The organism is Alcaligenes sp. RM2, assembly GCF_052931795.1.
On record NZ_JBRFIO010000006.1, the window covers coordinates 154,505 to 174,050 of the forward strand.

14 protein-coding genes are annotated in these 19,546 nt (G+C 57.5%); 6 read left to right on the forward strand and 8 right to left on the reverse strand.

What is annotated here, in order from left to right; genetic code table 11:
* The first annotated feature begins 41 nt into the window (after positions 1–41).
* The 4 genes from ACU6HM_RS17340 (at position 42) to ACU6HM_RS17355 (ending at position 7,142) form a co-directional block, all read left to right on the forward strand.
* Positions 42–2,489, forward strand: coding sequence for a penicillin-binding protein 1A (locus tag ACU6HM_RS17340; protein WP_250756307.1), 2,448 nt, complete (start codon positions 42–44; stop codon positions 2,487–2,489).
* A gap of 96 nt (positions 2,490–2,585) precedes the next feature.
* Complete coding sequence (gene lptM / locus ACU6HM_RS17345; RefSeq protein ID WP_080655585.1) at positions 2,586–2,720, forward strand: LPS translocon maturation chaperone LptM; 135 nt, start codon at positions 2,586–2,588, stop codon at positions 2,718–2,720.
* A 41-nt stretch (positions 2,721–2,761) separates the two neighbouring features.
* A complete protein-coding gene (gene lysA, locus ACU6HM_RS17350; protein ID WP_446764130.1) occupies positions 2,762–4,030 on the forward strand; it encodes a diaminopimelate decarboxylase in 1,269 nt (422 codons plus the stop codon).
* Between the two features lie 199 nt (positions 4,031–4,229).
* The gene (locus tag ACU6HM_RS17355; protein ID WP_250756309.1) at positions 4,230–7,142 is read left to right on the forward strand and encodes an EAL domain-containing protein; all 2,913 of its coding nucleotides are present in this window, start codon (positions 4,230–4,232) and stop codon (positions 7,140–7,142) included.
* 643 nt (positions 7,143–7,785) lie between these two features.
* On the opposite strand, the gene ccsB is transcribed toward ACU6HM_RS17355, so the two are convergent.
* The 3 genes from ccsB to ACU6HM_RS17370 form a co-directional block, all read right to left on the reverse strand.
* The gene (ccsB, locus tag ACU6HM_RS17360) at positions 7,786–9,144 is read right to left on the reverse strand and encodes a c-type cytochrome biogenesis protein CcsB (RefSeq protein WP_009459951.1); all 1,359 of its coding nucleotides are present in this window, start codon (positions 9,142–9,144) and stop codon (positions 7,786–7,788) included.
* 15 nt (positions 9,145–9,159) lie between these two features.
* The gene (locus ACU6HM_RS17365) at positions 9,160–11,202 is read right to left on the reverse strand and encodes a cytochrome c biogenesis protein ResB (protein WP_009459953.1); all 2,043 of its coding nucleotides are present in this window, start codon (positions 11,200–11,202) and stop codon (positions 9,160–9,162) included.
* A gap of 226 nt (positions 11,203–11,428) precedes the next feature.
* Positions 11,429–12,133, reverse strand: coding sequence for a c-type cytochrome (locus ACU6HM_RS17370; protein WP_031232587.1), 705 nt, complete (start codon positions 12,131–12,133; stop codon positions 11,429–11,431).
* A 157-nt stretch (positions 12,134–12,290) separates the two neighbouring features.
* Here ACU6HM_RS17370 and yihA point away from each other — a divergent pair, with 157 nt between their 5' ends.
* Both yihA and hemB read left to right on the forward strand, forming a co-directional pair.
* A complete protein-coding gene (gene yihA / locus ACU6HM_RS17375; protein ID WP_009459957.1) occupies positions 12,291–12,914 on the forward strand; it encodes a ribosome biogenesis GTP-binding protein YihA/YsxC in 624 nt (207 codons plus the stop codon).
* Positions 12,911–13,930 carry a porphobilinogen synthase gene (gene hemB, locus ACU6HM_RS17380; protein WP_022983335.1) on the forward strand — a complete coding sequence of 340 codons (1,020 nt, stop codon included), beginning with the start codon at positions 12,911–12,913 and terminating at the stop codon, positions 13,928–13,930. The genes yihA and hemB overlap by 4 nt, the downstream gene beginning before the upstream one ends.
* A 118-nt stretch (positions 13,931–14,048) precedes the next feature.
* Here hemB and dsbD read toward each other — a convergent pair whose 3' ends face one another.
* From dsbD to ACU6HM_RS17405, 5 genes are all read right to left on the reverse strand, one after another.
* Positions 14,049–15,974 (reverse strand): protein-disulfide reductase DsbD, encoded by a 1,926-nt coding sequence (gene dsbD / locus ACU6HM_RS17385; RefSeq protein WP_446764131.1) that lies wholly within the window; start codon positions 15,972–15,974, stop codon positions 14,049–14,051.
* A 37-nt stretch (positions 15,975–16,011) separates the two neighbouring features.
* Positions 16,012–16,398, reverse strand: a complete 387-nt coding sequence (gene cutA / locus ACU6HM_RS17390; RefSeq protein WP_009459966.1) for a divalent-cation tolerance protein CutA — start codon at positions 16,396–16,398, stop codon at positions 16,012–16,014.
* 46 nt (positions 16,399–16,444) lie between these two features.
* Positions 16,445–17,419: an AraC family transcriptional regulator gene (locus tag ACU6HM_RS17395; protein WP_446764132.1), complete on the reverse strand. Its 975-nt coding sequence runs from the start codon at positions 17,417–17,419 to the stop codon at positions 16,445–16,447.
* 122 nt (positions 17,420–17,541) lie between these two features.
* The gene (locus tag ACU6HM_RS17400; RefSeq protein WP_009459970.1) at positions 17,542–18,087 is read right to left on the reverse strand and encodes a flavin reductase family protein; all 546 of its coding nucleotides are present in this window, start codon (positions 18,085–18,087) and stop codon (positions 17,542–17,544) included.
* 123 nt (positions 18,088–18,210) lie between these two features.
* On the reverse strand, positions 18,211–19,296 hold the full coding sequence (locus ACU6HM_RS17405) for an LLM class flavin-dependent oxidoreductase (protein ID WP_035269604.1): 1,086 nt from the start codon (positions 19,294–19,296) through the stop codon (positions 18,211–18,213).
* Between the last annotated feature and the right edge of the window lie 250 nt (positions 19,297–19,546).

The following is a 19,546-nucleotide window of genomic DNA, read 5'->3' on the forward strand; positions in this document are numbered from 1 at the left end:
AGGCCCAGTCCTGCTGCGTTTGGACTTTAAAATCAGCCCTAATGAGTTCCTCTTCCCGCTCCCCCAATTCTAAACCCGAGCAAAGCTCCGGTTCCTGGCTTGCCCGCCTCATCATCAAGACCTCGGTCTTTTTTGTGGGGCTTGGTCTGTGTGCCGTCCTGCTTGGGTCGCTTGCGCTGGCTTTGGCCTGGCCAAACCTGCCTGACCTTAGCGCCATGATCGACTACCGCCCCCGAGTGCCGCTGCGCATTTACACGGCGGATAAGGTGTTGATCGGCGAATTTGGTGAAGAACGCCGCAATGTGTTGCGTTTTGACGAAATTCCCGATGTCATGAAATCGGCCATTCTGGCGGCCGAGGACGATCGCTTCTACCAGCACGGCGGTATTGACTGGATGGGTGTTGGCCGCGCTGCCTTGGCCAATATGACCCATATGTCCAAGACCCAGGGAGCCAGTACGATCACCATGCAGGTAGCGCGTAACTTCTACCTGTCATCGGAAAAGACCTATACCCGCAAGTTCTACGAACTGCTGCTGACCTTCAAGATTGAAGCCACGCTAACCAAAGACCAGATCCTGGATCTGTACATGAACCAGATCTATCTGGGACATCGTGCTTATGGTTTTGCCGCAGCCTCACGAACGTATCTGGGCAAGCAACTGGGCGAAATCACCACAGCAGAAGCCGCCATGCTGGCCGGTATTCCCAAAGCCCCCTCGCGCTTCAACCCCATTGCCAACTTCGAGCGCGCCAAAACTCGCCAAGCCTATGTGCTGGGCCGCATGCGTACCCTGGGCTACATCACTGAGCAGGAATACCAGGACGCGATGGCACAGGAAATCGTCGTGAAATCGGCTCTGGGTACGCCTGCAGGTGGCTACGCCATCCACGGTGAATACGCCGCTGAACTGGCTCGCCAACTGCTGTACGGCGTCTACCAGGACAATGTGTACTCGCGCGGCTTCAATATCTACACCACGATCAAGTCCACCGACCAGGAAGCGGCTTACCTGGCCGTACGCAACGGTATTCTGGATTACACCCGTCGTGCTCCTTACACCGGCCCGCAAGGCCAGGTGGATCTGCCTGCCGGTATTGAAAACGATCACGCCCAGCTGGACTCCATTCTGGATGACTTGCAGGACAAGTACCCCGACACAGGCGACTTGCTGACCGGTGTGGTGCTCGATGCCAGCCCCAACCAGATTCGCGTGGCCCGTACCGCCCAGCAAATTATTGATGTCAACGACAAGCGCGCCCTGAAGATTGTCGCTCGTGGCCTGGTGAAAAACGCCAAGGCAGACGTGCGCATTCAGCGCGGTTCCGTGGTCTATCTGTTCCGCAATGGCGATTACTGGGAAGTGATCAATATGCCTGCGGTGCAAGCGGCTTTTGTGTCGGTACGCCCGCAAGACGGCGCTATCCAGGCCATGGTGGGCGGTTTCCACTTCTCGGACGGGAAGTTCAACCGCGTCACGCAAGCCTGGCGTCAACCCGGCTCGGCCTTCAAGCCCTTCATCTACGCCTCCTCGCTGGAGCGTGGTCTGACTCCAGCCACGCAGATTTCGGACGAACCTTTTGTTCTGACGGCTGCCCAGACCGGCTCCAAGCCCTGGACACCCAAGAACTACGGTCGCACCTACGAGCCCATGCTGACCATGCGCCAAGGCTTGTATAAATCCAAAAACATGGTGTCCATCCGTATCATGCAGGCCGTCGGTCCCAAGTATGTGCAGGAATACGTGACCCGCTTTGGTTTCGACAAAGCCCGTCAGCCCGCCGTGCTGCCACTGGCTCTGGGTGCCGGCAGCGTAACGCCTCTGCAAATGGCCGGTGCCTACTCGGTCTTTGCCAATGGCGGTTACCGCACCGAGCCCTACCTGATCGATTACGTAACCGACAGCACCAACAAAGTCATCATGCGTGCCAAGCCCATTGTGGCCGGTGATGCGGCTGCCCGTGCCATCGACCCCCGTACGGCTTACGTCATGAACGATTTGCTGCGCGGTGTGGCAACTTCCGGTACTGGTGCCCGCTCCTCGCGCGAATTGAAGCGTACGGACATTGGTGGCAAGACAGGGACCACCAACGATTCCCAGGACGCCTGGTTTGCCGGTTACACGCCAGATCTGGTCGGTATTGCCTGGATGGGCTTTGACAAGCCACGCAGCCTGGGTTCGGGTGAAACCGGCGGTGGCGCTTCTATGCCTATCTGGATCAACTACATGCGCGCCGCGCTGAAAGACAAGCCTATCGTGCCTCCAGGCCCCATGCCTTCCGGCCTGTCGCGCATCAACGGGGACTTCTACTTTGACGAATTCCCACCCGGACAAGCGATTGCCCGTGTTGGTCTGCCCGCTCCAGGTGACGGTGCCCTGCAACAAGGCGGTAGCGATCAAAGCGATGGTATTGGCGACCTGCTGCGACAACTGGACTCTGACTCCGGTTCTTCGGGCACGCAAGCCCAGCCCTTCGTCCCCTTCTAAATCCAGTACCCAAACGCCGGCCTAGCCGGCGTTTTTTATGCTTTGTCCCTCACAATGGCATAATGCTCTGCATTGTCCGCACTAGCTCAACACCTTATGAACAAACTACGTTCCTCCCGCCTGCTGGCCTTGCTGGCACTTAGCGTTTTTCTTAGCGCTTGCGGCTACAAAGGCCCCTTGTACCACCCTCCTGCGCAGGAAGCAGCGGACGCCCAAACAGCGCCGCGCTGATTTCCGCCCTGCTCGCTTAACCTCTGTTATTTGACGACACCATGACCGTTGCACCTCACTTCCAATTTCAGAACAACACGCTGCACGCCGAGCAAGTTCCCCTGAACAAGCTGGCTGAAGAATTCGGCACCCCTCTGTATGTGTATTCCCGCCAAGCCTTGCGCGACGCCTGGGAGTCCTATCGAGTGGCAGGCCAGGACCGCAAGTTGTTGGTGTGCTATGGCATGAAGGCCAATTCCAACCTGGCCATTCTGCAAGAATTCGCCCGTCTGGGTACCGGCTTTGACATTGTTTCGGGCGGTGAGCTGGCCCGTGTCATCGCCGCCGGTGGCGATCCAGGCAAAGTGGTGTTCTCCGGTGTCGGCAAACAGGTTTGGGAAATTGAAGCTGCCCTGAAAGCAGGCGTGAAGTGCTTCAACGTCGAATCCGAAGGCGAGCTGGAGCGCGTTGCACAGGTTGCTGAACGCATGGATGTGAAAGCGCCTGTTTCCTTGCGCGTGAATCCGGACGTGGATGCTCGCACCCATCCCTACATTTCCACCGGGCTGAAAGACAACAAGTTCGGCGTGCCTATTGATCAGGCTCCCCGCATCTATGCACGCGCCCAAGAGCTGCCCAGCCTGAATATTGTGGGTGTCGACTGTCATATCGGCTCGCAGATTACCGAAGTCAGCCCCTATCTGGATGCGCTGGACAAGCTGATCAAGCTGATCCTGGCACTGAAAGAGCAAGGAGTGAACCTGACTCACCTGGATTTGGGCGGCGGTCTGGGCATTCGCTACACCGACGAAACCCTGGTGACCCCGACCCAGTTGCTGACCGAAGTATTCGCCGCTTTGGACAAGAACGGTCTGGGCCATCTGGAAATCGTGCTGGAACCCGGCCGCTCCATGGTGGGCAATGCCGGTGTGCTGCTCAGCCGCGTGGAATACCTCAAGCATGGCGAGACCAAAAACTTCGCCATCATTGATGCCGCCATGAACGACTTGATTCGTCCCACTCTGTACGACGCCTGGCACGGCGTGGAAGCGGTAGAGCCTCGTCCAGTGACCGAGTCCACTCCCCGCTACGATCTGGTTGGCCCCATCTGCGAAAGCGGTGACTGGCTGGCTCGTGACCGTCAGCTGGATCTGAAACAGGACGATCTGGTCGCCATCATGTCCGCCGGTGCCTACGCCTTTACCATGGCCAGCCAGTACAACACCCGCCCCCGTGCGGCTGAAATTCTGGTCGACGGCGATCAGGTTCATGTGATCCGCCCCCGCGAAAGCCTGGAAAGTTTGTTTGCCACCGAACGATTGCTCCCTTAAAGGCGGGCAAGAATGCAGGTAACAACCATTCAGCCTTAAAGAACTCTCGAATCTGACCGTAAAACAGGCCGGGACTGCGCTGCCATCAGCAGGCATCGCAGTCCCGGCCTGTTGCGTCCTGTCCTAGCCAGGAACGCACAGATTTCGCTGTCAGTGGCCAGACAGTTCGATGGTAAGCGCTGGAGGCTGTACCACCATCATGACCACCCCAGGGATACCGACACACGGCTTTGAGCCTGTTACTTCGGCCAGCGAGCGCCTGATTCGCGGCTTGAGTCTTTACGTCATCCCTTTGTTTCTGATCATGCTCACTTTATGGGCATTACTGTTCCTGCCGAATCGCTACCCTACCGTTCCCGGTCAAAGTTTGGGCATTCAGGCGCTGGCCAGCCAGCAAGAGCATGCGGATCCAGAGTTACTGACGCAATTGGAAAATGCCCCGACCCGGCAACGATTGCACCTGAGCGAGCCCCATTGGCTGCTGCTGACCCTGCCCGCCCCCTTCCCCCAGCAGGACCAGGTCCTGCACTTTCCGGCCTCCCCGATTTCTTCGCTGCACTGCCAAGACGCCCGCAGCGGCCAAGCCCTGCGTAACAGTGAGCTGGACCCGCCTACCCCGCTGTCACCCGCCCCGGTAAAAAGCTACACCCTGGAATTAGGCCAGGCGAACCACCCCGACACCGTGCTGTGCCGTGTCGAGACCTCCCGCCCCACCCTCCTGCAAGCTCAGCTCTGGGCCAGCGCTGACGTCACCAACTCCTCGATCCGTCTTAGCCGTGGCATAGGGCTGCTGGAAGGCGGCTTGCTGACCATGGCCATGTTCATGCTGGTGCTGGCCGCCACCAACCGCGCCTGGATCTACCTGCTGCTGTCAGTCTGGTTGATTGGCAACCTGCGCCTGGGTTCGATGGCCATGGGCTGGGATACCCAGTGGCTAGGCCAGATTCTGCCCTCGCAGTACATGCCGGTGCTGCGTCAGGTGACCATCGCCTGCTACTTCATCCTGAGCTATTCCCTGTTTACGGTATTGCTGGGCAACTCGATTACCACCGCCCGCCTGCAACGCTTGCTGCCTACGGTGGGCATACTGGGCCTGATCCTGTTACCCGTGTCCCTGCTGGCCCCGGCGTCCGTGTTCCAGCCCGTCATGTGGGTCAGCACCATCTACGCGCTGTGCTGCGTGTCTGCCGTGCTGCTGTCCATCCTCCTGCACACCCGCTCGCGCATCTTGCTCTGGCAGCTGGTGCTGCTCAGCATGGCCCTGTGCATGCTGATTTCAGCCATCTTTCTGGTGACCTTTGGTCGCTCCAGCTTTGTAGAGAACTTCAACGGTGTCATCGCCTTCCTGCTCTCCAATCTGATGGTGGCCCTGGCCGTAGGTGAACGCTTGCGAGAAGACCGCAGCGAATCCCTGCGCGCCCGTAACGAACTCATGGCCCACTACCTGCTGACTCCCGTCGGCATGTTCACCCTGAACGAATCCGGCGTCTTTCTGCGCATCAGTCCCATTCTGGCGCGCATGCTCAACATAGACGCAGACCCGAACGAAAGCACCATACACTGGACCAATTTCTTTCCCGAACAAGACTGGAAAGCTGTCGCCCAAAACACACAAAATGGTCAGGACGTGACCATTACCTACTACGACGCCGATGCCCAGCCCTGCCAATTTGCCTTGCGTGTGGCCATCGTCAATCAGTGCATTGAAGGATCTCTGCAAGACATCACCGCCCGTGCCGAGACCTACCGCCAACTGCGCCTGATGGCCGACAACGATCCGGTTACCAATGTCCTGAACCAGCGCGGTATCGAAAAAGCACTGGACGGCCTGCTCAGCCGCAGCCAGGACGACAAACCCTGCCTGCTGGCCTACTTGGACCTGAACCACATCAAATATGTGAACGGCACCTTCGGCCATTCCTCGGGTGATGCCCTGCTGCTGAAAGTCTGCGAGCAACTGGAATCCGTCCTGCGCAGCAAAGACAAGATTGGCCGCATCGGCAACGACGAATTTGTCATCATCTTTGAAGACTGCGAACCCGACCAGGCTCGCACTCTGGCCAATAGCGTGCTGGAATCGCTGAACAAAAGCCCCTTGCTGGCTGGCAACCGCAGTTTCAACCTGCGCAGCACACTGGGGCTGGTCGAAGTCGCCCCCGGCATGGCTCCGCAAGAAGCCATCTCCGCCGCCAGCCGAGCTGCCCGCGACGCCCGCCGCCTGCATCAGGACATGATTATCTACGGGCAGGACTCCAACGTCCTGCAAGAACACGCCGAAGAACTACGTTTATTTGAAGAGCTGGAAGGTGGCTCTTCTCGCGCGCTATACCTGGAAATGCAGCCTATCGCTGCCTTGCGTCGCCCCATGGACAGCCTGAACTTCGAGGCCTTGCTGCGCGTGCGCGACTCCTCTGGCCAGCTCATCCCTACCGGCCGCATCATCGCAGCAGCAGAAGAAAGCGGCACCATCACCATCATCGATAAATGGGTGTTCTCCGCCACCCTGGAATGGATGTCCAAACACGAAGCCCAGTTGAGCAAGACCCAATGGGTCACCATCAACCTGAGCGGCGTGTCCCTGAACGACGACACCTTCATCAAATGGCTCTTCGACATCCTGGCCCGATTCGAACACCTGGCCCGCCGACTGTGTGTAGAAATCACCGAAGGCGTCGCGCTGGACGACCTGGAGCACACACGTAATTTCATGCGTCGCCTGCAGAAAATGGGCGTGCGCATCGCACTGGATGACTTTGGAGCGGGGTACACCTCCTTCTCCTACCTGCGCGAACTGCCCGCCGATGCCATCAAGATCGACGGTGCCCTGATTTGCGACATGCTGAAAAAAGAAACCAACGTCGCCATTGTCCGAACCATTGTTGAACTGGCCAACAACCTGGGCATGATCAGCATCGCCGAATGGGTCGAAGACGTCCCCACCCTGAAAGCCCTGCAAGAACTGGGCGTAGACTACGTACAAGGCTTCATCATCTCCAAAGCCTGCACCCCTGCAGACCTGCTCAAAGCCCAAGCCATGACCGACTTGGTCAACGACCCGGCAGCCCGCCAGTTCCTGATCGAATCCCAGGATAAATTCCCGCCCGCCATGTAACTCAAATAGCTACCCAAGGCCCACAGAGGGCCTGACCGCTCAACAAGAAGAAATAGGCGAATCCAGCTCCAAGCCCCGCTTCGAATCAGCCGCAGCGTGCAACGCAAGCTCAGACATGATGAAAGCAACAGAGGCTACTTCTTTGGCAACCCTGCAGGTGGATAAGCCTGTATTGAACCCAGCTCTGGATACACAGATAGGGATGGCTCATAAATAAACACTGTGAGCCGCTGGTGTGCGGGTCGGGGTCTCGGGGCGATTCAGAGTGCTTGCCGCGGGCAGAAGATCGCGTAGGGGTTCAAGCACCCTGCTGTTTGAGCACGACGCTTATGGTTTGTCCGGGGGGACAAACCATCGTGCGAGTTCAGGATGCGCCCTACGCGATCTTCTGCCAAGGGCACCGGTGCGCAGCACCGGCAAGCGCTCAAGCCCCGACACCCCGACCCGCACACCAGCGGCGTCTCCCAGCGCTTATGTCACCCCACAAAGCACCATTCAAGCCCCTACCAGGCACCCGCCCCTAAAAGAACAAATAAACAGCCACAAAAAAACCCGAGTCCGGCACTCAGCCAAACTCGGGTTTCCCAATTCTACAACCGCCATTCCGAAGCCCAAACACAAGCACCCCAGAACAGCAGAAACCTTACAGCTCCCCGTAGGAATGCAGCCCCGACAAGAACATATTCACGCCCAAGAACGCAAAGCTGGTAATCAGCAGCCCACCCAGCGCCCAATACGCTGCCATCGTGCCACGCAGCCCTTTAAGCAAGCGCAAGTGCAACCAAGCCGCATAGTTCAGCCACACAATCAAAGCCCAAGTCTCTTTCGGGTCCCACTGCCAGTAAGTGCCCCAAGCATCAGCGGCCCACAAAGCCCCCAACACCGTTGCCACCGTAAAGAAGGCAAAACCCACCGCAATCGCCCGGTACATGATGTCATCAAGCACCTCCAGCGAAGGCAGCTTGCGCGAAATCGGACCACGGAAATACAGAATCGTACCCACGATCACACTACCGATACCGAAATACAGCATCCAGGTAGGCGACAACTCGCGCGAACCAAAAATCATGGGCTCGGCACACAGAATCGCACCCAGCAAAAACACCGGAATCAGCTTGGCACGCGAACGCGTCTCGCCATTTTCCTTAACCAGATACGCAAAACCCACCATGGCCGCCAACGAGAACGTACCGTAACCAATAAAGTTGGCCGGCACGTGCAGCTTCATCCACCAGCTTTTCAGCGCAGGCACCAAAGGCTGGATCTGGTGTGCATCACGCGTGAAGGAATACCACAGCAGAAAAATAACCAGCGAACTGATCGCCAACAGCACAAAGCCACCCAAGGCACGCGTGTTGTAACGACGCTCGTAATACATGTAGAACAAGGCAGTAATCAGCGCCAGCAGCACAAACACTTCATACAGATTACTGACCGGGATATGACCGATGTCCGGACCCAACAAGTGACCTTCGCGCCAGCGCACCAGCAAACCCGTCATCCCGGCATAGATCGCCGCCCAGGTCAGCCCCGACCCCATCCAGGCCGCCGTATTACTGAAAAAACCAGCCCAGTACATCACCGTAGCCAGAATGAACAGCGCGCACATCCACAAAATGGCGGACTGGGAAGAGAACAAATACTTCAGCAGAAAAACCGAATCGGCCTTTTCAATATCGCCGGTGCCCAAACCATCACCCGTGCTGTACAGCCAGACCGCCAGCAAAGCCGTCAAACCAGACAACACCAGCAGCGTGCGCAGCGGACGCCACAACCACCCCAGCCAGGCCACAAACGGCACGAAAGCCACCAGAATGATCTTCTCGTAGTAATCCATGCTGGTGCTGTACACATTGAGCGCATACGCCGCGCCCAAAGCCAGTGCCACCAGAAACAGCACATCCGTCCAGTCCGGACGGCCACGGATACCGCGCCGGTCACCACTGGAAGCGATATTGTCTTGCCACATCGAAGGAGTGGCCGAAGAAAGGGTCTGCGCCATAGTAGCTACACCTTGTCAGACAGATAGCCGGTTGAACGCCGCTTTAAGGCGATCAAACTCGAGGTTAAAGTCCAAGTTGCGACGTTGAGATGTCATGGCAGCCATGACACTGCTGCCTTGGTTGTGAGGGCGAATCCAGACCCACACACGGCGATCCCGGATATAGAACATCGAGAACACGCCAATAATCAGAAACAAGCAACCCAAGTACACAATGTACATGCCTGGGCTGCGCGCCACCTGGAATACGCTGGCTTGAACTTGCTCAAAGCTGTCCAAGGTCAACATAACCGGTGCCGGGTAATCAGGCAGGTTGGCAAACGCCAGTACAGCAGACTGAATCCAGCGATTGGCATCGCTATTTTCCTGACTGTAATCCAACTCCGGCAAACCTTGTTGCTGCCTGATCAAGTCACGCAATTCCGACAGTGTGAACTGAATCATGGGAATTGCAAAACCCAGAATACGCTCGCGCTCGGCCTCGGGGACACGGCTGATCAAGCCATCAAAACCGGCACGCACAAACGTCTGCAAAGCAGTTCTGGACGCGGAGAGCATCAGCTCTTTTTGCTCGGGCGACGAAGAGTTACGCTCGGCAAAGCGCTCGGCCGCCTGGGTCACCAGGGCCTCGTTCTGCGTGGCCGCACGCAAATCCATGAATTCTTTCAAGGAACCCTTGTCGTCAGCCGGGAAACGCACATAGCGGAACGGCTCGGCGGGCGAAAAGCGCATACCGGCCAGAAACACCAGGGTGCCATCCAGCTCCACCGGCAGCATGTAGTTCACAAACTCGCGGGACTGGCCCTGATCGTCGATCAAGCGATAGTTCACGCTGGGGCCGACGTTCTTCAGATGCTGATCTTTCTTGTTGGCAGCGCTACCAGTAACAGCGGCTACGTGTTCAATCATGGCCTTGGGCTGAGGATCACCCTCACTCAGGTTCTCCACGTTGATGGGGCGCAGCTCGGTCAACTGAACCGTCAAAGCGTGTTCGTTGGGGCTTTCCTGGGCCGCAATGCCTACGGTTTCGCCCACTTTGCCATTTAGCGCAAAGGTCTTGGAACCAGGGCCTACCAAGGGATAGCCCTTCAGGCTGAGGATACTGCCGCCATCGTCAAAACCGGACTGGTAAACCGTGACCCCCTTGTAGCGCAGCGGCTCGTTCACCTCGATGGTGCGCTCGAACGTATCGCCCGTGACGGGATCGGTAACTTCCACTTCACTCTTGAAGCTGCTGGGCATGCCGGTTGAGTAGTACTCCACCAGGAAACGCTTGAGTTCCAGGGCAAAAGGCAGAGGCTGAATCAGGACGCCTTCACCGGAATTGACCACGGCAGTAGCCGTACGGGCTCCCTCTGGCACCAGCATATTGGCGCGGAAGCTGGGATTGCCCAAGCCCAGTCGACCCGACTCGGGCACCTGGGAAATCAGCATGTTTTCAGTAATGGGCTGTTTACCACCCAGCCACACCTGCAGGCGCACGGGCAATTCGCTGTCGAGCAGGCCGCCCACACAGATCACCACAATCGCCAAGTGGGCAAAAATGTAACCCAGCTTGTTGGCGCTGCCCTTCTTGGCTGCCATCATCATGCTGCCGTCGTCATCCTGACGCACGCGCACGGCGTAACCCTGGGACTGCAACCAGCCTTGCACCTGCTCGCGATTATGTTCGGGAGCACCGGCGCTTTCCAGTTCAACACGGTGGGGAAAGGCTTTCAGACTGCCGCCGCGCACATGCTCTTTGAACGTGCGCATTTCACGGATCATCTTGGGGGCATTACGAATGACGCACAGCGTGGTCGAGACCACCAGAAACGTCATGATGACCATGAACCAGCCACTGTTGTAGATGGACCAGATCGAAAAATGGTCGAAAAATTCAAACCAGTACGGCCCGAATTGATCGATATACGTATTGGCGGGCTGATTTTGCGCCAGAACAGTGCCGATCAGACTAGCTACGCAAATGAACATCAGCAAGCTGATGGCAAAGCGCATCGAACCGAGCAATTCCAGGAAATCGGCCGCAAAGCGACGTACGGGGGATACTTTTTTCACAAAGGCTAGCTTAGGAGGTGGGGGGTTTCACCGGAAACATCCAGACTTTGAACGCAGAACGCACACAAAGTTCGATCGCTGGACAAAACACCAACACGAGACCCGGCCCAAATCGGCACTGCCCGTTGTTAAGGCTTCCAAACTGCCATGACTATCAGGAAGCTGGGGCCAAAAAGCGAATGTCAGGCTTCAGACAGTCAGGGGGCCAATGGCCCCCTTGGACTGATTAACGCAGGCCAGCTGCGAAATCTGACACGGCTGCAATGTCGGCGTCCGACATGCGATCCGCGATGTCATGCATCATCGGGCCATTGGCACGGTCGCCGCTGCGGAACAATTTGAGCTGTTCGGCAATGTAGCCAGGGTGCTGGCCAGCCAGACGGGGGAACTGACCGGGCATACCAGCGCCATCAGGCGAGTGGCAAGCGGCACAGGCCGCAACACCGCGCTCGGGCAAACCGCCGCGCCAGATCTTCTGGCCACGTTCCATGGTGTCTTCTTTGGTAGCGTTAGCTGCCTGATCCCAGTTCACGGGCTGTTGGGACAGGAAGAAAGCCACGTTTTGCATGTCTTCTTCGGTCATGCCGGCAGCAATGGCGGTCATCAGGCTGTTGGCGCCTTCAGGGCCGCGACGGGAAGGCACAGACTTCTCGTCCTTGGCACGGAAATCGTGCAGCTGCTTGACCAGGTACTCGTACGGCTGGTGAGCCAGCGACGGGTTGACCGGGATAATACTGTTGCCGCCATCCCCGTGACAGGTCACACAGGCCAGCACGCCACGCGACATCTCACCTTGCAGGTAGAGCTGCTCGCCTTTGGCGGCATCTGGCTTGGGCAGACCAGCTGCATTGGCCACGTTAGCGGTAAAAACCACAGAGCAAGCCATCGTCAGGCTGCTTGCGATAACGACTCGGGAAAGCGCACGCTTCATTTGGACCTCGATAATCGCGAATCAATCGGGGTGCCGCATGCGCCCCGCAAAAGCCACCGTAAGCCGCTGGTCAGTACCCAGTGGACTACGACATTACTGTTTCAAATCGAGAGATTATACAATAGGCGCTGAACCAATATGGAATTACGCTGCAACCATGTCGATACTGCACCGCGCTCACTTCACGATTTCAGCTGCTCAGATCGATCAGCTGCCTCCTCCCGGACCGCCAGAGGTCTGTTTTGTGGGGCGCTCCAATGCGGGCAAATCCTCCGCCATCAATGTGTTGGCCAACCAACGGAAACTGGCTTTTTCCAGTAAAACGCCGGGACGAACACGCCTGATCAATATGTTCGGTATCCCCGACCCGCTCTCGCCGGGCGACTTTCTGGGCCACCTGGTGGACTTGCCCGGCTACGGCTACGCCGCCGTGGCGCGCCACGAAAAGCAGGACTGGGCCGAAATTCTGGGCGAGTACCTGGTCTCCCGCCCCTCGATTGCCGGCATTGTGTTGCTAATCGACATCCGACGCGGCGTGACCGACCTGGATATGCGTCTGGCCGACTGGATTGCACCTACCGGCAAGCCCGTACTGGCTCTTTTGACCAAGGCCGACAAACTGCCGTATGGTCAACGCATCAAGGCGGTGGCCGAAGTGCGCCGCCAACTCCGGGAAATTGGCGCCCTGCATGCGCTGCCCTTCTCCTCCACTGATCGTATCGGCTTGCCCGAAGCGACCGAATGCATCGAAAACTGGATTTCTCCGAAGGTTGTTCCATGACTCGTTTTATTCCTCCTGCCGACTTTCCAAACACTCGCCTGCGCCGTAACCGCCGCGACGAGTTTTCCCGCCGTCTGGTGCGTGAAAACCGCCTGTCCACAGACGACCTGATCTACCCGGTCTTTGTGCGTGAAGGCGAGAGAGTTCAGGAGCAAGTGGGCTCCATGCCCGGCGTCATGCGCTATTCGCCTGATGAACTGATGCGCGTGGCCGAACAGTGTCTGGAGCTGGGCATCCCCGTGTTGTCCCTGTTCCCGTCCATCGACCCGTCCCTGAAAACGCCGGATGGCAGCGAAGCCGCCAACCCGAACGGCCTGATTCCGCGCGTGGTGGGCATGCTCAAGCAGCAATTCCCCGAGCTGGGCGTGCTGACTGACGTGGCTCTGGACCCCTACACCAGCCATGGCCAGGACGGCATTCTGGACGAAGCCGGTCACATCCTGAACGAAGAGACGGTCGCCATGCTGATCCGCCAGGCCCAGACGCAAGCCCAGGCTGGCGTAGACATTGTGGCCCCCAGCGACATGATGGACGGCCGCATCGGCTCCATCCGCGCTGCTCTGGACAAGGACCAGTTCATCCACACCCGCATCATGGCTTACTCGGCCAAGTACGCCAGCGCCTTCTACGGCCCCTTCCGCGACGCGGTGGGCTCGGCTGCCAATCTGGGCCGTTCCAACAAGAACACCTACCAGATGGACCCCGCCAACCGTAACGAAGCCCTGCGCGAAGTGGCCGCCGATATCCGCGAAGGTGCCGATATGGTCATGGTCAAACCTGGCCTGCCTTACCTGGACATCCTGCGCGACGTAAAAGACGCCTTTGGCATGCCAACCTACGCCTACCAAGTCAGTGGCGAGTACGCGATGATCAAGGCTGCCGCCCAGAACGGCTGGCTGGATCACGACAAGGTCATGATGGAGTCTCTGCTGGCATTCAAGCGTGCTGGTGGCGACGGCATTCTGACCTATTTCGCCATCGAAGCCGCCAAGCTGATGCGCGAACAGAACTGCTGATTCACATCAATCAGAACGCAAAAAACGCAGCCTGTGAGCTGCGTTTTTTGTTGTGTGTACGCGACGACCTATCGTCTGTTAAGCCCTGATAAGCCCGATTTCGGGCAAATCAGAGTCTTCAGGCACCGGCCAGGACCTCATCGAGCACCTTGGAAAAGCGGCTGGCGTCCTGAAAACCGATCACGCGCAGTTGCTCCAGCTGCTGCCCCTTGGAATCAAAAAACATGATGCCGGGGGGCCCAAACAGACGGAAATGTTTCAGCAATTCCCTATCTTCAGGGGTATTGGCCGTCACATCCACCTGCAGCAAATCAAACTGTGCCATGCGCTGCGCGACCGCTGGGTCACTAAAGGTGAAATTCTCCATTTCAATGCAGGACACGCACCAGTCTGCGTAGAAATCCAGCATCACGGGGCGGGTGGCCTTGGCCAGGCGTTCTTCCAGCTCCTGCAAACTGCTCACACGCTGAAACTCCACCTTGCTTTGCGCAGCGGCTACCGTACCGGACGACTTCAGCCCTTCCAGAGGGCGAATCACACTGGGGCGACCCAGGGCAATGCTGATCATCATCATGATGGCCCAGACCGCCAGCATCATGCCTACGCCCTGGCGCAAACCCGACCAAGGTGTGCGCGCTGCCGTACCGCGCCCAAATGCACCCAACAAGGCCGCGGCCCACAAAGCCAAAACGACCCAGCCAAAGACCGCGATCGTGCCGGACATCAAGGGCGAGACCATCCACCAGGCCGTAGCCAACAGCAAGACACCAAATGCGGTTTTGACACTTTCCATCCAGGCACCGGCCTTGGGCAACACACTGCCAGAACCCGCGCCCACAATCAGCAGCAACACGCCCGACCCCCAGGCCAAGGCGAACAGAGCCGAGCCGCCCAGGACCACATCACCCGTCTGCGAGATAAACAGCAGCACACCCGCCAAAGGCGCTGCTACGCAAGGGCCGACGATCAGCGCAGACAGCATGCCCATCAGGAACACGCCACCCATCTGCCCGCCCGGCAAACGGTTCATGGTTTCATTCAAACGATTTTGTAGCGCCGCCGGAGCCTGTACCGTAAAGACATCCAGCATGGACAAGGCCAGCACCACCAGGATCAGGGCGAACAAGCCCAAGACCCACGGATTCTGCAACCAGCTTGCCAAGCCTGCGCCCAGCAAACCTGCCGCCACACCCAGCAAGGTGTAGACCAGAGACAAGCCCAGCACAAAGGCAAAAGCCATTTTCAAACCATGCCAGCGCGATGGCGCAGGCTGATTACGGCCCGCAATGATGGACAGCAGAATCGGCACCATCGGCAAGACGCAGGGTGTAAAGGACAGCAGCAAGCCGAACACAAAGCTCAGCAGCACAATCTGCCCCCAACCTGCTTGCTTGAGGTAATCCGCCAGGCCCACATCACTCAGGCTCAAGGCCGACGCGACACCACCTGTGCTGGCAGATGTAGCCGTAGACGTCGTGGCTGCGGTGTCTGCTTTCTGATCCGAGCCTTCACCCGGCGCAGGCACCGACACCACACCAAAGGGGCCTGCCACTTCCCAGCCCTGTCCGGTGGGGATCAGGGTCAAGGTTTGCGTAGAGGGGGAATAGCACAGGCCAGCATCGGCACAACCCTGGCTGACCACATCAATTTTCAGATCCTGGCCCGTACCGCTATCGGCCAGAACAGGCACTCGCAGGGTGACCGAGTTGCGGTAGACCTCCATGACTTCGTCAAAGGTAGGGTCGTACACCTTTTCGCCATCGGGAAGCTGGGGAGTACCCAAATGCTCAGCCTTCTCGGTCGAGATCCCGAAGCGCTTGCGATACATATAGTATTCAGGCGCAATCTGGAAATGGATATCCAGCTGATCGGGCTGGCTCATGGCCGCGGTCAGTACAAAAGCCTGTTCCGGGTCCAGAAACTCTTCTTCTGCCTGCGCCGTCAATGGCGTTGCCAGCCAGGCCAGCATCAGGACAAAGAAAACAGCAAACCACGCGCCAAGACGCTGGGCAGAAAACGGAGAACGCTTCAAAGACAAAGGCACAAATCTATTCCGGTTTTTTAGGCTGGGCTATCTGAGATCACGCTGGACGCGTCTGGGTGCGGACCCAATCCAGATAAGCGGTGAAACCACCAACAACCGGAAGCACAATCAATTCAGGCAGTTCGTAAGGATGCTGCTCTCGCAAGCGATCTGCCAGTTCCGGTAGCCGGGCCACTGTGGTTTTGAAAGTCAGCGTGATTTCCTCATCACCCTGTAACTCCCCTTGCCACATGTACATAGACAAACTGGCGGGCGCAAGGTTCGCACAAGCGGCAATTCCATCTTCAACCAGGTGATGAGCCAGGTACTTGGCCAGCATCATATCGGGCACCGTCGTCTGCACCAGCACCAATTGCTGTGCATCCAGATCGGGCAAGGTCAAGGCCAGTTTGGGTTTGGAACTGGAGGAATTCTCAGAGGACATGCAGGGCTCCTAATCAAGCCCTTAGTGTAGCGCCGGATGCCGGCGCTTAGATGCTGGACCGAGGTCGAGTCAGGCCGCTTAATGTTTCAGAGGGGCGCTCGCCATAGCGATAGCGATAGTCAGCAGAGAACTGTCCCAGGTGGGCAAAGCCACAGGCCAGGGCCACTTCGGTGACTGACATGCCACCTTCCTGCAAATATCGGCGGGCCGCTTCCAGACGCATCTGCTTTAGACGCGCCATCGGTGCGACACCCAAATGTTCCCGGAACCCCGCATACAGACTGCGCACACTAACACCTGCCGCTTGGGCTATATCGCCAATCGTGATGGGCTGGCCGGTCTGACTTTCCATGAAATCCAGGGCACGTCGCAAAACATGCGGCAAGGCTGCCGCGGTCTTATGGGCGGGCTGATTGTGCTGGTGCAGCTCGAACAAGGCATAAATCAGGGTCTGCTCGAATTGGCGTACCTGACGGGGCTGATCAAACAAAGAGCCGTCCGACACTTCGGCAAACTGCCAATCCAGCAAGCGGCGCAAACTGGCTCCGCCAGGCGCATCCAAAGGAATGGAAGGCTGAAACTCCAAGGGGCCGCGTACAGGCTGCGCAAAATAATCCTGATAGTGACGCTCCAGCCCTTGGCGTCCAATACGCACAAACAGCTTATCGGCCTCCAGACTATGTTCCATGCTGAAGTCTTGAGTCGGGCTGATGATGGAAGCCAGACGCGAGGTAGACGCGAAACGTCCGTGCGCCGTATGAATCTGCTCTTGTCCCGACAGAGGGATTTGCAAGAGATAGAAGTCGTCCAGTGGCTGGGGCTGAATCTGCACCTGCGCGCCATAGCGCAAACGACCATAGGCCACATCCTGGCCTTGGCGTAGATACAAGCGTGCATTCAGACGCTGACGAGTATCCGCCAGGGTCAGACTATGCGGGCAGAAAACCTGGGAGATATAGTGCTGAACGCAGTCCACATCCTGCGAATGCAGCTGGGCATAGCGATTCAGTATGGTGGTCATGAGCGTCGCAACAAGCGATAAAAAAGCTGTGCCTTAGTGTGGCACAGCCTCTTGCACTGCAACATCGAGACTATCCCTAGGCCCGGTTAAGGTGCCAAGACAGAGACAGCGATCCCGACGATTTACTGGCCCTGAAAACGGCCAAAACGTCCCTGCCAATACAGCAAAGGCGAATCCTGTGCCTGCTCGGCATGGTGCACCTGCAAGACACGGCCCAATACCAAAGCATGGCTATGACGTTCAATTACTTCCACGATCTGGCAGGCCAAAGCGGCAGGAGCTTGTCGTGCCAACCAGATACCGTGCTCGGTACGCAGCCAATCATGTCCGGCATAACGCGCATCGCCTTGCTCGCCTTTGAAACCGGCAAACTGCAAAGCCATGCCTGCCTGCTCGACACCCAGAATATTCACACCGAACAGGCCACTGTCACGCATTAAAGGCCAGGACGAGGAGCTTTGATTCACACAGACCAGTACCTCTGCCGGATCTGCGGCTACCGAGGTGACCGACGTTGCCGTCAGGCCGCTACGCTGGCCCTGGTGTTCGACCGTAATCACATTGGCCGTGCCACCCAGATGGCGCATAGCAAGTTTGAACTGCTCGGCAGAAACTCCAGGCGCGTGCAGCGCTTGGTCTGTCGGCAAGGAAGCCAATTCCACAGGCATGATTCACCCTTTTTTAATCTTATGGGCAGCACAGTCATCAGCACGGTGCTGCCTGCGTGGCGTACGTGAACTGGCTATCCCCCAGAGCAAACCCAAGCCTGCCCGATAGCCAGAAAATCGCTCTTAGCGAATGCCACGCTGCTGCAACAAAGGCAGCACAGTATCACGGAAATAAGGGAATTCCTTTACATAGTCCACAAAGGACAAGGTTGTTCCCCGGAAACCGGCTTCGTGCAACGCACACAAACCGTCAGCCACTTGCTCGGGCGTACCCACCAGCGGGAAGCCACCATGGCCCGCGGCCATACGCTCGCGAATCTGCTCCAGCAGCTCGTGCGGGAAGGAATGGGCGTGGGCAAACTGCAAATTCATCAGGTTATCCACGGCACCATTGTCGATATTGGCCATGATGCGTTCCCACTCGGCCTTGGCCTCGGCTTGCGTCGGGCGGCAAACCACGTGTGAGAAGGTCATCACATCAACCTTGCGGCCTTGCGCTTGGCCTTGTGCCTTGAGTTCAGCCACTTCTTTCCTGGAGCGCTCCAACTCCATGGCAGGCGTGAACAGGAAGTTCGCGTTGCGGCTGGCGAACTCGCGGCCCTGACCGGAACCAGCCGCGTTAAAGATAGGCGGATCAAATTCAGGGCGGGGGTTGCCGTAGACGCCTTTGGCCTGAAAGTACTTGCCATCCCAATCGAAGCGACCGTCGTGGTGCCAGATCTTCTTGATCAAATCGAACCACTCTTGTGCATAGCCATAGCGGGTTTCGTGATCATCAGGCAACTTCACACCCAAAGCGTCGTACTCGGGCTTGTTCCAGCCAGCCACAATATTCAGACCGACACGGTTGCCGCTCATCTGCGCCATAGTGGCGATCTGCTTGGCGATCACAACGGGGTGGTTCGCAACGGTGTGCACAGTGGCAAACACGCTGATATTGCGAGTATTGGCCAGCAAGGCCGTCGCCCAGGTGACAGTTTCCAGTACATAGCCGTGGAAATCGGTTTCGCCACCGTAACCAATCCAACGGGCGATAGGCAGCATGAAGTCGATGCCAGCATCGTCCAGCAGCTTGCCCAACTTCAGATTGTTTTCCCACGTAGCCTGCCAGCGATCGGGCAAGGTCGATACCGTCATGCCACCACCGCAGTTGGTAGCAAAGGTTCCCAGCAGAAACTTATCGTGTGTGAGCAATGTATTCTGTGCCATCGCCAGTCTCCTGAAAATCGTTGTTCTTTACAGCTCACCACCATGGCGAAGCTGACATAGCGCAGATTTTAGGGATTGGTTTTACGGCCCACTATCGGATCACTGCCGGTTTTATCAATTGCCTGCAATTATTTGAACTTTAAAGCTCTACAGGCCACCAAACCTAGCAAAAGCCCTTATATAACAGCGACTTATCGAGTTTTCAAAACTGTTTTTCGGTCAATGAACCCTGCTTTACACCTTCACACTG